The following is a 14,707-nucleotide window of genomic DNA, read 5'->3' on the forward strand; positions in this document are numbered from 1 at the left end:
AACATCTGTTTTTGTATGAAATAATCTAGCAAGTAAATTAAATTTTCAGCTATTATTTACATCATGTTGTAATAGGCCTGAACCAGCTGAGCAAAATCATCCACATCATAGGTTGTTGCAAATAATTCTGAAGCAGAGGCATCCCAGTAGGCTGTCGGATCAATATGATCTGTACCACCCAAGTATATGGACACCATCTCGTGGGTCCAGATACTGCCACCACCGTTTTCATCTCCTACAGTAACGGGTAAATTATACTGAGACAGCATATATGCGGTGTAATAGGCTGCATTTGCAAGTTGCATAGCAAAATCATCTTGTGTATAAACATGTGTCATTTCAAATTGAATATAGCTTGAGTTGCCATTTGGTCCGGCTCCCTGCGCCTTGTATGAAGCATCAGCAATTTCTAGAATTGTGTCATTGTCAATGAAACTATGAACAAAAACTCCCTCTTCTGCATAATTTTCAATCATATATGCCACTTCATTGTCAATGGTTGAATAGTCAACACCAGTATCGTGGATGATAATGCCTATAGGATTACCGGATTCAGTTGTGTAAGCTTCTTGTTCAAACATAGTCTCAATGTCTTCAGACATTTCAACGTGAGGATAGCCCATTTGTGCGATATAGCTATTGATTTCATTGGCTTGGACCAATTCCAGATTGGTGGCTTCTACATAGAATGTTTCACTATTTAACTCAATAGTCGCAAGTAAGATGTCTTCTTGGTCCGTTTCCAGCGTAAAATATTCTGTTATTGTCACAAGACTTTCTTCAGATAACGTTTGCTCCTCCATGCTATCCAGATCTGTATAGACAGTTACAGAATTTTCAGTAGCTAGGAGGGCAGATTGATTGGCAACACTATTATTTAACATGGCAATCGAAGCACTAGTGGATTTAGTGGTATTGAAGATGCTTGCTAAAACAACTATGGTTATCGCTATAATTATGGCCGTGGAAAGCTGCTGTTTTAGAGGAAATGAATGTAATTGATTTCTAATTTTGTGGAACATAGGTATTAGTATAGTACGGGATTGTTAATAAAGTCTTAAAATTTAATGAATAAAACATCAAGTAATTACATTACAGATCAAGACTTTTATCTAAGGCAGATTTTTACACAAGTTTTTTTATCACATACTTTTGTAGAATCTGTAACAGTCCAATAGGGCGGTTTTTTGTCGGTAAGCACTTGCAAATATGGTATAATGAATGGTAAGAATAGACTAGGAGAGCATGTATGATAAGAAAGGAACACAATGAGTTTACGAGGGTGCAAATACCTGCTGCTTTACATTTGACCAGACTCGGTTATGACTATCTTTCGGCTACTAGTAAAGAAGTTAAAGAACGAGATCCGGATACAAATATCTTACTATCCATTTTTAAACAACAGTTCCTTAAATTGAACAATTATGCAAGTGAAGCTGATTTTGAACAAGAATTTGAGAATATCCGCTTGGAATTGGAACAAGATGATATTGGACGAAGTTTTTTCAACCGTATTCATGCAGATTCTGACTACACCTATATCAATTGGGATAATATAGAGGAGAATACCTTCCATATAGCCTTAGAAGTAACCTGCCAAAATGGTGAAGAAGAGTTCCGACCAGATATTACGATATTTATAAATGGTTTGCCACTTAGTTATATAGAAGTCAAACAACCAAATGCCATTCGAGAGGGGAAGACAGGTATTCAGTCTGAAAAGGATCGGACCAAGTTTCGATTTGAAAATAAAAAGTTCAGACGGTTTAACAATATCACACAGTTGATTGCTTTTTCAGACAATCTTCCCTATGATGATAGCCAAGGACAACAGTTGCAAGGTTCTTATTACTGCACCAATGCTTCATCTGGTACCAAATTTAACTCGTTCAAGGAAGAAGAACCAGAGCAATTAGTTCTATCTCCATTGGAAGAAGAAATGATTGATTTGGTTCTCACAGATGTTAATCGTTTTGCCCTCAAGTCGCAAGTTGAATTCCGAACCAACTTGGATCCTGCAAGTCCTTGCAATTCCTTTTTAACTTCCCTTTATCAGAAAGAACGGCTCTTTTTCATGCTCCGCTATGGTCTAGTCTATGTGGAAGAACGAGATGAGCATGACCAGATTCAACTACAAAAACACGCCATGCGCTATCCTCAATATTTTGCGACCAAGGCAATTGAGCGAGGATTGGAAGAAGGGATGAAGAAAGGTGTTATTTGGCATACACAAGGTTCTGGAAAAACCGCTCTCGCCTTTTTCAATATCCGATATTTACGAGACTTTTATGCTAAAAGAGGGATCGTTCCGCAATTTTACTTTGTGGTAGACCGATTGGATTTGGCTGATCAAGCCTTTAAGGAATTTAGCAAGCGTGGTCTCAAAGTCAAACGAATTAATAAACCCAGCGAGTTAAATCAGATTCAAGACCAGCACCATGTTTCTGTTGTCAACATCCAAAAATTCAAAGAATCCTCTGATTTGACAGATCATTCAGGCTATGACTTGAATCGGCAAAATATCTACTTCATTGATGAGGCTCACCGTTCTTACAATGAAAAAGGTTCCTATCTGCCAAATCTATATAATGCTGATAAAGAAGCTGTTAAGATTGCACTGACAGGAACGCCTTTGATTGCGACAAAGGCTGACGGTAAAACCGAGGAAACAGCTGTGACGACTCGTGATATCTTTGGGGACTATATCCACAAATACTACTATAATCAATCCATTGCTGACGGTTTTACCCTACGGTTGATGAGGGAAGATATTGAAACTTCTTACAAGGAAAATCTACAAGCTGTACACGAAGAGATTCAAAAAGGCTCCATTGAAAAGAAAGAAATTTTTGCCCACCCCCGTTATGTCTCTCCAATGCTAGACTTTATTCTTGATGATTTTACAAGAGCACGAGAGATCTTATTTGGCGACCAGTCTATCGGTGGAATGGTGGTCTGTGATTCTTCAGAACAAGCCCGAGAATTACACAAACAGTTAGAAGACCGTCGAAAAGCAGGGCTTACATCCTTCACTTCAACCTTGATTTTACATGATGCTGGAGATAAGGAATACAAGAAAGAAGAAGTGGATAAATTCAAGGACGGTCTGACAGACTTTGTCATCGTCTACTCCATGCTCTTGACTGGTTTTGATGCACCAAGGCTGAAACGGCTCTATCTTGGACGGAAAATCAAGGCCCATAATCTCTTGCAGACCTTAACCCGTGTCAACCGTCCGTACAAGGATTATGCTTTTGGCTATGTCATTGATTTTGCGGACATTTCCAAGGAATTTGACAAGACCAATAAAGCCTATCTGGAAGAACTCAATCGGGAATACCAGGCCGCTTTGACAGAAGAAGACGGAGATAATCCTTTTGGAACTATTTTTGTGTCCTCAGAAGAAGTCCAGGAACAGTTGACGAGCTCTAACCGAGTTCTAATGAACTATCCGACAGATAACTTAGAATTTTTCGGAAGAGCCATCGATGAAGTCAAGGATAGGAAAGAGTTAATCGCCCTCCGAAAATCTCTTGAAACCATTCGTCAGTACTACAACATGGCACGTTTGCATGGCTACCACGATATTGTCAAACAGGTCAATATGGGAGAAATTGCTAGCCTTTTAAATATGCTATCCCGCCGCCTCTTGACTTTGAGCTTGTTAGAAAAACCAGATAGTTTTTCCAGTCAGCAACTATTGAATCTAGCCATGTCTGAGACTAGCTTTAGTTTTACCAAGATAAAGGAAGAGGAACTACGACTGGCAGCCAATGATTTGGACGATATCCGACGCCGTGTGGCCAATGGTATCAATTTGCGGAGGGATGAAAAAGATCCAGAATGGGTAAGTCTTTATGAAGAGTTTCAACGTATCCTAAACAAGCACATGACACAGGAAGTTGAAGGATACAGCTTGGAACGTATCAAGGAGACCAAACAGGCCTACCAAAGCTTGTTCGACTCTGTAGAGGATTACAAATCACGGATGAATCGCTTGGCCATGAACTTTGGTGGTGATACCATGTCTGCCCGTGCCTTTAAGCACATTACCCAATCAACAGTTGTCAGTGACTTCCCAGCTATTTATCAGGTGCTAAAAGGTGCCAAACCTCTGATTGATTATCAAATCGGGCTTAATCAAGGCATTCTGGAAAACGAAGCCTATTTGGTAGCGCAGATCAGGCAACTGGCCCGTAAAGAAATGATGAAAACAGAAGTAGGGAAGCAACTCAAACGAGTCGATTATGATAAGTTGATTCGTTCCCTAATGGAAGTCTATGAAGGAGAATATTAAACAAATGGAAGAACATTATATCGTGCAGGTGCAAAGTCAAGTCCAAGGCTTGGTGGATGACCTAAAAGCCGTCTTTACCCATGCAGGACTTGGAGGAGAAGCGGGGGAGTATAAGCTTCTGACCCAGTCCTTCCTTTACAAATTTTTGAATGATAAGTTTTTGTACGAAGCCCTGAACATTGACGAATCCTATGATTACCAAGGTCTTTTGAACTTGTCTGAAGAAGATTATGACTGGTTTTTAGATGATATTGGAACCAAAACTGCTCATCTAAAACCTGAACAGCTGATTGAAAGCTTACACCGTCGACAGAACCAAGCAGATTTTGCTGAGATTTTTGAACAAACGCTCAATCAGATTGCTATTGACAACAATGCTATTTTCTCTGTCCATACGGATGGTGGGACAGATATTCGTCTCTTTGACCAGCGCTTGATTACGGATACGATTTCTGATGCCAGCAAGCGAAATGAAGTGGCAGCTTCTATTATCAATCTCTTGGCGCGTGTTAAGTTTGACCAGCAGATTTTTTCACAGGGCTTTGACTTTTTCTCCACCTTGTTTGAGTACATGATTAAGGACTATAACAAAGACGGTGGTGGAAAGTATGCGGAATACTACACACCTCACTCTGTTGCCAAAATCATCGCGGCTATTTTGGTGGGAAATGACCAACCAAGTAATGTCAAAATCTACGATCCTTCTGCTGGTTCGGGGACTCTCTTGATGAACTTGGCCAGTCAGATTGGTACGGACCGTACCAGTGTTTACAGTCAGGACATTTCTCAAAAATCCTCCAATCTCTTGCGTCTCAACTTGATTCTCAATGGCTTGCAGCACTCCATTCACAATATCGTGCAGGGAAATACAATTCTCAACAATCGCCATGTGGAGAAGATGGACTATATCGTATCCAATCCTCCGTTCAAACTAGATTTTTCTGAGTGGCGAGATCAGGTAGAAAGCCTGCCAAATAGTAGTGAACGCTTCTTTGCAGGTGTGCCAAAGATTCCCAACAAGAAAAAAGAGAGTATGGCTATCTACCAACTCTTTATCCAGCATATTATCCATAGTTTGAAGGAAGACGGGCAGGCAGCTATTGTCTTGCCTACGGGCTTTATCACTGCCCAGTCAGGTATTGACAAGAAAATCCGTCAGCACCTGGTCGATGAGAAGATGTTGGCAGGTGTTGTCTCCATGCCGTCCAATATCTTTGCGACAACAGGTACCAATGTCTCTATCCTCTTTATCGATAAGAAGAATAAGGACGATGTGGTCTTGATTGACGCCTCTAATCTTGGCACTAAGGTCAAGGAAGGCAAGAACCAAAAGACAGTCCTTAGCCCAGAAGAAGAAGGGCAAATCATTCAGACCTTTATTAAGCAAGATGTTGTCGAAGACTTCTCTGTCAAGGTCAGCTATGAGGAGATTAAGGATAAGAACTACTCCCTCAGTGCAGGTCAGTACTTTGACATCAAGATTGATTACGTTGACATTAGCCCAGAAGAATTTGAAGAAAAAATGCAGGGCTACCAAGACCGCCTAGCCAACCTCTTCGCCCAATCCCATGAATTGGAAAAGGAAATAGAGAAGCAGCTGAGGAGGGTGAGGTATGAGTGAGAAATTTATTATAGCTAATAATTATTGTAGGGAAGTTTTTGATGGCACTCATGATACCCCGAAGCCCTCTGACCATGGCTATAAATTGGTTACTTCAAAGAATATTATCGGAAATAAATTAGATTTAAATAGTGCTTATCTAATATCTCAAGAAGATTATTTAGCAATAAATAAGCGGAGTAAAGTTAGCCAGTTCGATGTTCTATTTAGTATGATTGGTAGTGTAGGAAATGTTTATATAGAACAGAGGAAAAATGAGGAAATAGACTACTCAATAAAAAATATTGGGGTATTTTCTAGTAAAACTGAGAAAGAAGCTTATTGGTTGTATTACTATTTACAAAGTCCTTATGCACAAAGTTTTATAAAAAAATTTCTAAATGGAGCGGTACAGAAATTTCTTCCCTTACAAACTTTGAGAGCCTTTCCTATTTTATCTCCTGTTGAAAATTATGAAAGTATAATCAGTATTCTAAAGAATATCGACCAAAAAATCGCTCTGAATAATCAAATCAACGAAGAGTTGGAGGCTATGGCCAAGACGCTTTATGATTATTGGTTTGTGCAGTTTGATTTCCCTGATGAAAATGGCAAACCCTACAAGTTCTCTGGTGGTAAAATGGTATATAACGACCAACTCAAACGTGAAATACCAGAAGGGTGGGGAGTAGAAAAAGTATCGGAGATAGCAAAAACTGGTTCAGGTGGTACTCCAAAATCCACTACTGCTGAGTATTATTCTAATGGGACAATTCCTTGGGTAAATAGTGGAGAGCTTAATAAATCTATTATTATCTCTACAACTAATTATATAACAGAGTTCGGATTAAAAAACTCTAGTGCTAAATTATTCCCAGCGGATTCTATACTGATTGCAATGTATGGTGCAACTGCTGGTAAAGTAAGTTTTTTAGCGTTTGAATCTTCAACGAATCAAGCAATTTGTGCTGTTACTTTAGATGACAATAGACTAAAGTATTATTTTAAATTCTTTATAGAGGATTTATACTCACATCTCGTAACTTTAAGCAGTGGCTCAGCTAGGGACAATTTATCTCAGGAACTGATAAGAAATCTGCTGATGACTATTCCTGATGAACGAGTTGTTGAAAATTTTTTCAACCTAGTCGATAGTTATTTTTTACAAATAACAAATAATTTAAAACAAAACCAAGAACTAACCCAACTCCGTGATTGGCTCTTACCAATGCTCATGAATGGACAAGTGAAGGTGGAGGAGTAACATATGTTTAATGATAATGTCAGTACTCATTTTAAATTTACCTATTTCTTTTCATCTTTTTTGTTATGTTACCTCTTTCTACTCATTATCATGTTTGTTCAGTATATTGAGGCTAATGGAAGGTTGTTTCCAAATCATGAAATTTTGTTGACAACTAAAAAATTAGCATTTTTTATTCTAGTTATATTATCGTTCATCTCTTTTCTATCATTGCTTTATGTAAAGAAAAAAATCGGGGAAAGCGTGGCGTATCTTAGGAGCAATGGAAGAATTGGAAGTATTGGTTATTCATACAATAATGGGAGTAGAGAATTTATTTTAGGTGTTTTACTACCGGTTGTTACAACTATTTCGGTACCTGATACGCCTTTAACTGGTATTGTTTCAGTCATGCTGATTCAGTTTATTCTAGGATATTTTTATTGGCATTCAAATGAACTTTTTGTAAATGTTCCATTAATGATGGTCGGATATTCTTTAGTTATAGGTAAAGAAAATAATCAAAACATACTGTTATTTATTGAGAATAGTCAATTAAAAGCATTGCTTGGAAAAGAAATAAAATTTGTCCACTTAGGAAAGGTTGAAGACAGTAATTTAGGTGTGGTTGGAAAGGAAAACATAAATGAGTAAAAAGTTGATAAGGATTGCATTAGCTGAGGTAAGGGAAGGTGAATTAATTGTAAAATCATTGAATACACAAGATACTGAATTAGAAAAGGTAGAATCCAAAATAGATTTTCCAAGCCAGAGAGGTATAAAAATTTTAGGTACTATTGATAATCCTAAGAAATTTGAAATTCCAGCTATTACTTCTGATAATCCATACTATAAATTGGTTGACTTTTTTAATATAGACTATTCTCACAATAATCATAAATTAAGAAGTATTGATGATATTAATTACAAAGACGATAGTGATGGCAGTTTTCAGCCTAATCTAGTTGTTTATTATTTTAAAGAAGGGAATTGCAGCTTAATATATTTAGCTTCTGTAAAGAAAAGACAATTAAAGGTGGAGGACAAAGTATTTTGGGTACTAAAACGGCATAGTGGTCCAGAGAGAACAATACCTGTTGAGGTAAGTGAAATCAAAGCTGGATTGGATTTACCGATGTCAAATTTTTTATGCGAAATCTCTAGCACTGACGAAAAATATAATATAAAAGTATATGATGTATTTGTATTAGATTCCGAGTTGCAATTAACTAGTCATATAAATGAATATGCTGGTAAAACATTAGAGAGGTTTAGTGGTCAGAATGATGAGAGATTGACTTTAACGAAAGACAATGTAAGTGTAGATATTGTCGATATTTATGAAGTAAAAAGCATTATTACAAGCAACTATACACTTTCCAAATCGCTGTCCTTATATACTGGAAATGGAAATCGTACGATTAACCAAATTAATAAGAAACAATTGCAATCCGCTATTGAACGAATAAGGAATCATGTTAATGATGAAGGTAGTCTCTATTCTGAAAGTGATATACCAGAATTTTTGGATTCGGAAAATAAGATTGTAGTACAAGGAAATCAAATAAAGATTTTTGCCGCATTGTTAGAGAACAAGATTGTTGAAAAGATTCTAGACAATAAAATAGAATTACCATATTTTAACTAAATATTATTTTAGATTTAAAATAATTTTCCTATAAATTATCCAAAAATTAAAAAGGTTCTGTTAAACTGAAGTTAAAATTTATATTCCTGAGATTGAATTTTTAAAATTTATAGCGAATCTGTTGAAAAAAGCGGATTACGATATTCAAACTCAAAGTGATGAAATAGATGTAATTGCTAAAAAAGTTGGGAAGACTCAGTTTGTATAGGAAAACTCCCCCTAATCAAAGAACTAGGGGGAATTTTTACTATCTTGTCTCCATTTCTTTTCCTTGTGGTAGACTTGTCACAATGTTTATGGAAGCAGTACTTGTTCCTGTTTGATTTTTCTGTCGCGTTCTTTCTGAAAAATCTTGACGAATGTCATTTAAGACTTGCAGGATAACTTTCTCTGGTGCCGTTGGGTCATAGCTTATTTTATTGACCAAGTGACTATAAAGGAGGGTGTACAGATTGAAGGCTGTTTTACGGACTTCCAAGCTGTTTATCTTTTCGCGAGTGCTGCTGTCCTGACTTCTTTTCAGATAGAGACGATATGTACTTTCATGGCTTTCACGGAGATTGGTAACAGCTTCATCTAACATAAGTAGGCTAATATCTTCTGAGTAGGGTGGCTTCGCCAGTCGGGCTAGCAAAGAATCAATCAAAGCAGATGATTCTTGCATATTGGTAGACCTTGTATTTTTGTATAGTTTGATGAGTTCTTGTAGGCGGTGATAGGCTTGCAATTTCTCTGGTGTCCGAGTATTTTTAAAGAGTTTGAGTCCGTTGACGAAGGCAGAGTAGTCAGCCTTTCGATTTTTTAGAGCCTTGTTTAAGTCACTCGTCATGTCTGAGCCACGTTTTTGTTTGAGACTTTTTTTCAGTAAGGGTAAGGATTCTTCAAGCTGTTTGATTAAGTCCGTTACCATGGGGTCATTGGTGGCTGAACTATATTGTTTCAAGGTATCAACACTACTGGTGATGAGTTGTGTAAATTCTGCTTGATTCAGATGTTGTGCATATAATGGAATTCGGATTTTCATTTGTGTACCTCACTATCTTTTTTTCCGGTCATCTTATCTATTCGTAAATAAGTAGAAAAAAATAGAATTATTTAAAAAATTTTTTAAAACTTGTCAAAACAGGATATTTACCTATAATAAAATTTTATTTTTAAGGAATTGCATCAAAACACAAAGATATAAATGTTTAAAAATAGCAATTCAGTTTGTTTTGCTTATTTAAAAATTGTTTTTGCAATAAAATTATTGTTTTGGTATGTTTTCAAATTGAAATGATATGATTTCAGTTTGTTTATTGAATGCCTTGCACACATTTTTCTTTGTTTAGGCAATTCCATGGTACAATAAGGTATAAGCTTTTAAGTTCAATTATAGAATAGAAATTTAATATTGAATTTTAACAACCTTAATATAGAAAGGTCATCATGCAACCAAACTATACTTTAACTGAAAAAATGATTAGCCGAGTAGCAGAGATTTCTTCTTTGACGACTCGCCTTGTTTTAGAAAAGCGTGATCTGCATTTACGAAAGGAAAACCGTATTCGCTCTATTCAGTCATCATTGGCGATAGAAAATAATAGTTTAACTGTTGAACAAGTAACAGCTATCATTGAAGGAAAACGTGTCTTAGGAAGGCCGAAAGAAATTCATGAAGTTCAAAATGCCTATGAAGCTTATGAATTTGCTTTTGGCTTAGACCCTTATGATATCAATGATTTCTTACGTGCTCATGCTGCATTAACTCAAGGATTAGTAAAACAATCAGGGAAATTCCGTATAACGGATGTAGGAGTCTATGATGGTGAGGGAAATGTAGTCCATGTTGGTGCCCGACCTCAATTTATTAAACTTCTTGTTGAAGACTTATTTGCTTGGGCAAGACGGAGTGATTTACACGCCTTGATTAAAAGCTGTATTGTCCATTATGAATTGGAAATTATTCATCCTTTTGAAGATGGAAATGGACGCATGGGGAGATTGTGGCAAAGTTTGTTACTTTACCAATGGGAGTCAATTTTTGAGTGGATTCCAATTGAAACAGTAATCTATAAATACCAACAGGCTTACTATGATAGTTTAACAATCAGTAATACATCAGTTGATGCAACTGTTTTTATCGAGTTCATGCTTGATGCAATTTTTGAAACATTAGAAGAATATTCGCTCACTAATTCGCTCACTAATTCGCTCATTTTGAGTGAGCAGATTATGAGCGAAAAAGAGCAGGCTGTATTTGAAAAGGTTGCTCTTTTTTTACGTCAACATTCGACTATCTCTAGTAAAGATTTACAAGAGTTAATGGGATTCAGTCCAGCTACAGCTCGTCGATACTTGGCTCGATTCGAAGAATGTGGTTATCTGCGTTCCTCAGGTAGTACCAAGAAGAAGTATTATTCGCTGTCATAGACGGTCTCATAAACATTTTTCATGTTACAATAAGGTATCAACCACTGGAGGTTTTATATGAAATGGAATAAAAAACTAGCACTCAGTGCTGTACTCGTAGCAAGCTTGTTTACTTTGTCAGCCTGTCAGTCGATTTCAAATTGGTGGAAAAATACCAAGGAAGAATGGATTGGCTTGGAAATGACAGTTCGGACATACGATGAAAATTCTCAATTGATAGATGAAATGTCTGGTAAGTCCTTATCGATTTCGCGGAATGAAGAATTCGACTCAGTGGATGCCGAAGGCTATTCTAATGCGGATTCGTCTGTTTTGAAAGTGACACTAGGTAATTACGAAATTGACCACGTAGGCTCATCTTTGATTGCAGCAGAAGAAGGTTTGGAAGACTTGTATGCGAAGTATCAGACCACAGTAGATATTGCAAATTACGATCGTGCAATTCCCTTGGTTAATCGGATGGTTTCTAGCTTGAAAAATAATTTTACTGGTAAGGCTAAGGTTGTTTTAATTCGTTCGCAAAACGGAACCCCGCTTGCTACTTATGTAGGTGATAAAGTGTCTCTTTATGCATCTGATGCACCTAAGACTTCTGAACTCTTAATTGATGGCAAGCGGTTGATTATCTACCGCTGTGATTATACAATTTATGATAGAGAATTATTGGAGAACTAAATGATAGACATTCGTTCCGCAAGGACAGAGGATGCGGCAGACCTTGTGGCAATTTATGCTCCTTATGTAGAAAAGACCGCTATTACCTTTGAAACAGAAGTACCGACTGTGGAAGCCTTCGCAAGTCGAATTGAAAAGACCTTGGAGAAGTTTCCCTATCTAGTCGCAGTAGAAGAAGGTAAAGTTGTGGGTTATGCGTATGCATCGACCTACTATGCTCGTGCTGCTTACGATTGGACAGTTGAATTGTCTGTTTATGTTAGTAGAGAGGCACGTGGAAAAGGAATCGGAAGTCTCTTGTATGATGCCTTGGAAGAAGAATTGACGGCGCGTGGCTTTAAAAACTTTTTAGCCTGCATTGCTCTTCCTAATCCAGCCTCGCTTGCTCTCCATGAGAAGAGAGGGTATGAACAGGTAGCACATTTCAAAAACGTTGGTTATAAATTTGATACCTGGCACGATATTGTCTGGCTTCAAAAATCTCTTGTAGGTAAGCAAAATGAAGATTGACGAATTAGAAAAACGTTTGTTAGCTGTGGCGGATGCCAGTCAAGCTCAACCCATGAAAGCCTATATGAAGAATCACTTTGACTTTCTAGGTGTTCGGACACCTGATCGCCGAAAAGTTGCTAGGCAATTTTTCAAAGAATCTAAGGCTCAGGGAATTGACTGGGAATTTGTAGAGGCTTGCTGGTCTAAGCCCTACCGTGAATTTCAATATGTCGCCATTGATTATCTGGTTACCAAGAAAAAAGACTTGGTTCTAGCTGATTTACCCCGTTTGAAAAAACTGGCTCAAAGTAAGTCTTGGTGGGATAGTATTGATGGATTAGATAAACTAGTCGGTAAGATTGTTTTGGACAATCCAGAGGCCAAGCAGACAATCTTGGAATGGAGTTTGGATGATGATTTCTGGTTGAGACGGATTGCCATTGACCACCAGCTTCTCCAAAAAGAAAAGACGGATACGGAACTTCTTGAGAAGATTTTGGTCAACAATCTCAATCAGATTGAATTTTTCATTAACAAGGCGATTGGCTGGAGTTTGCGAGATTATTCCAAGACCAATCCTGACTGGGTACGGGCTTTTCTAAAAAAGTACAGTTCCCAAATGGCAGGCTTATCCATTCGTGAAGCTAGTAAGTACATTTAGGAGGAATCTTGTCTAAAGTATATGAATTTGTAGCAACTATCCACCCTGTTCCAGATAAGGGCGGAGCCTATGTCATATTTCCCTATGATATACGAGAAGAGTTTGGCAAGGGGAGGGTAAAGGTACATGCCAGATTTGATGGTCATCCCTATGATGGCTCCATTGTCAATATGGGAATCAAGGATGAAGCAGGCAATATCTGTTACATTATTGGCGTTCAAAAGGCTATTCGAGCGGCTATTGGAAAACAGGCTGGTGATAGAGTACAAGTAAGCATTCAAGAACGACTGGAGTAATCAGGCTTGCAAATCCTTGAGATTATGGTAGAATAGATTCATGCGATGAGCCGAGTAGTGACTTTGTCACATTCGACGCTAGGGAGGTCTTCATTAGATTGAAACGCAGGAGCGGACCTTGGTTAGATGCTGTGAACCTTCTAACCTCATCGGAAACGATGCCCTTGCCCACCTTTTAGGTGGGCTTTTTTGTATTCCAGTCTTTTCATTTTATAAAATTATGGTATAATTATGAAATAACAAATTTTTAGAAAATTTTGAAGAATTGACTTAAAGGAGATTTCTATGGCCTATGTAGTAGCTGTTGTTGGTGCGACTGGTGCAGTTGGTGCCCAAATGATTAAAATGTTGGAAGAATCTACACTTCCAATCGAGAAAGTACGTTTCCTTGCTTCTGCCCGTTCAGCAGGCAAGACCTTGCAGTTTAAGGGGCAGGATATTGTCATTGAAGAAACAACAGAAACAGCCTTTGAAGGAGTGGATATTGCCCTCTTTTCAGCTGGAGGCTCTACATCTGCCAAGTATGCTCCTTACGCTGTGAAAGCAGGAGCTGTAGTAGTTGACAATACCTCTTACTTCCGTCAAAATCCAGATGTACCTTTGGTTGTTCCAGAGGTAAACGCTCACGCGCTTGATGCCCACAATGGTATCATTGCTTGTCCAAACTGCTCAACCATTCAAATGATGGTTGCCTTGGAGCCTGTTCGTCAGAAATGGGGCTTGGAGCGGATCATCGTATCCACTTATCAGGCAGTCTCTGGTGCAGGTATGGGAGCTATTTTGGAAACACAAGCTCAATTGCGTGCAGTCTTGAATGATGGCGTAGAACCCAAAGCGGTAGAAGCAAACATTCTTCCTTCAGGTGGCGATAAGAAGCATTACCCAATCGGTTTCAATGCTATTCCGCAAATCGACCTCTTCACTGAAAATGACTACACTTATGAAGAGATGAAGATGACAAAAGAGACTAAGAAAATCATGGAAGATGACAGTATTGCTGTTTCTGCAACCTGCGTCCGCATTCCAGTCCTGTCTGCCCACTCTGAGTCTGTTTACATCGAAACTAAGGAAATTGCTCCAATTGATGAGGTAAAAGCAGCCATTGCAGCCTTTCCAGGTGCTGTTTTAGAAGACGATGTGGCTAATCAAATTTATCCGCAAGCAATTAATGCTGTTGGTAGTCGCGATACCTTTGTTGGTCGTATCCGTAAAGATTTAGACAAGGAAAACGGTATTCACATGTGGGTTGTTTCTGACAACTTGCTCAAAGGTGCTGCATGGAACTCTGTTCAAATCGCTGAAACCCTTCATGAACGTGGTCTTGTTCGTCCAACCGCAGAATTGAAATTTGAGTTGAAATAAGGACTAGGTTTAGGAGATTGA

At 38.1% G+C, this 14,707-nt stretch carries 13 protein-coding genes; 11 read left to right on the forward strand and 2 right to left on the reverse strand.

All coding sequences use genetic code 11. From position 1 onward, the window contains the following. Positions 1-56: 56 nt before the first annotated feature. Entirely contained in the window at positions 57-884 is an 828-nt protein-coding gene (locus tag NOL38_RS01875; RefSeq protein WP_277941202.1) for a peptidoglycan recognition protein family protein, read from the reverse strand. 365 nt (positions 885-1,249) lie between these two features. Between NOL38_RS01875 and NOL38_RS01880 the strand changes: the two genes are divergently transcribed. From NOL38_RS01880 to NOL38_RS01900, 5 genes are read left to right on the forward strand one after another with little or no spacing between them, the layout of a single operon-like run. Further along, positions 1,250-4,297: a type I restriction endonuclease gene (locus tag NOL38_RS01880; RefSeq protein ID WP_277941203.1), complete on the forward strand. Its 3,048-nt coding sequence runs from the start codon at positions 1,250-1,252 to the stop codon at positions 4,295-4,297. Positions 4,298-4,301: 4 nt separating this feature from the next. Continuing rightward, complete coding sequence (locus tag NOL38_RS01885) at positions 4,302-5,918, forward strand: HsdM family class I SAM-dependent methyltransferase (RefSeq protein ID WP_277941204.1); 1,617 nt, start codon at positions 4,302-4,304, stop codon at positions 5,916-5,918. Continuing rightward, positions 5,911-7,161 (forward strand): restriction endonuclease subunit S, encoded by a 1,251-nt coding sequence (locus NOL38_RS01890; RefSeq protein ID WP_277941205.1) that lies wholly within the window; start codon positions 5,911-5,913, stop codon positions 7,159-7,161. Before NOL38_RS01885 ends, NOL38_RS01890 begins: the two co-directional genes overlap by 8 nt. 3 nt (positions 7,162-7,164) lie before the next feature. Beyond that, the gene (locus NOL38_RS01895) at positions 7,165-7,794 is read left to right on the forward strand and encodes a KwaA family protein (RefSeq protein ID WP_277941206.1); all 630 of its coding nucleotides are present in this window, start codon (positions 7,165-7,167) and stop codon (positions 7,792-7,794) included. Continuing rightward, positions 7,787-8,788, forward strand: coding sequence for a hypothetical protein (locus tag NOL38_RS01900; RefSeq protein ID WP_277941207.1), 1,002 nt, complete (start codon positions 7,787-7,789; stop codon positions 8,786-8,788). The genes NOL38_RS01895 and NOL38_RS01900 overlap by 8 nt, the downstream gene beginning before the upstream one ends. A gap of 247 nt (positions 8,789-9,035) precedes the next feature. On the opposite strand, the gene NOL38_RS01905 is transcribed toward NOL38_RS01900, so the two are convergent. Then, entirely contained in the window at positions 9,036-9,812 is a 777-nt protein-coding gene (locus NOL38_RS01905; protein ID WP_277941208.1) for a DUF6261 family protein, read from the reverse strand. 404 nt (positions 9,813-10,216) lie between these two features. On the opposite strand from NOL38_RS01905, the gene NOL38_RS01910 reads away from it, so the two are divergent. From NOL38_RS01910 to NOL38_RS01935, 6 genes are all read left to right on the forward strand, one after another. Then, positions 10,217-11,200, forward strand: a complete 984-nt coding sequence (locus NOL38_RS01910; RefSeq protein WP_277941209.1) for a Fic family protein — start codon at positions 10,217-10,219, stop codon at positions 11,198-11,200. A 57-nt stretch (positions 11,201-11,257) separates the two neighbouring features. Then, entirely contained in the window at positions 11,258-11,875 is a 618-nt protein-coding gene (locus NOL38_RS01915) for a DUF5052 family protein (protein WP_277941210.1), read from the forward strand. Continuing rightward, on the forward strand, positions 11,876-12,385 hold the full coding sequence (locus tag NOL38_RS01920) for a GNAT family N-acetyltransferase (RefSeq protein ID WP_277941211.1): 510 nt from the start codon (positions 11,876-11,878) through the stop codon (positions 12,383-12,385). Further along, on the forward strand, positions 12,375-13,028 hold the full coding sequence (locus NOL38_RS01925) for a DNA alkylation repair protein (RefSeq protein WP_277941212.1): 654 nt from the start codon (positions 12,375-12,377) through the stop codon (positions 13,026-13,028). The genes NOL38_RS01920 and NOL38_RS01925 overlap by 11 nt, the downstream gene beginning before the upstream one ends. An 8-nt stretch (positions 13,029-13,036) precedes the next feature. Further along, positions 13,037-13,324, forward strand: a complete 288-nt coding sequence (locus NOL38_RS01930) for a DUF1905 domain-containing protein (protein ID WP_029996908.1) — start codon at positions 13,037-13,039, stop codon at positions 13,322-13,324. Between the two features lie 285 nt (positions 13,325-13,609). Then, positions 13,610-14,686 (forward strand): aspartate-semialdehyde dehydrogenase, encoded by a 1,077-nt coding sequence (locus NOL38_RS01935; RefSeq protein ID WP_014638064.1) that lies wholly within the window; start codon positions 13,610-13,612, stop codon positions 14,684-14,686. Positions 14,687-14,707 lie beyond the last annotated feature (21 nt).

The organism is Streptococcus suis (genome assembly GCF_029616525.1).
Classification (GTDB): domain Bacteria; phylum Bacillota; class Bacilli; order Lactobacillales; family Streptococcaceae; genus Streptococcus; species Streptococcus suis_AF.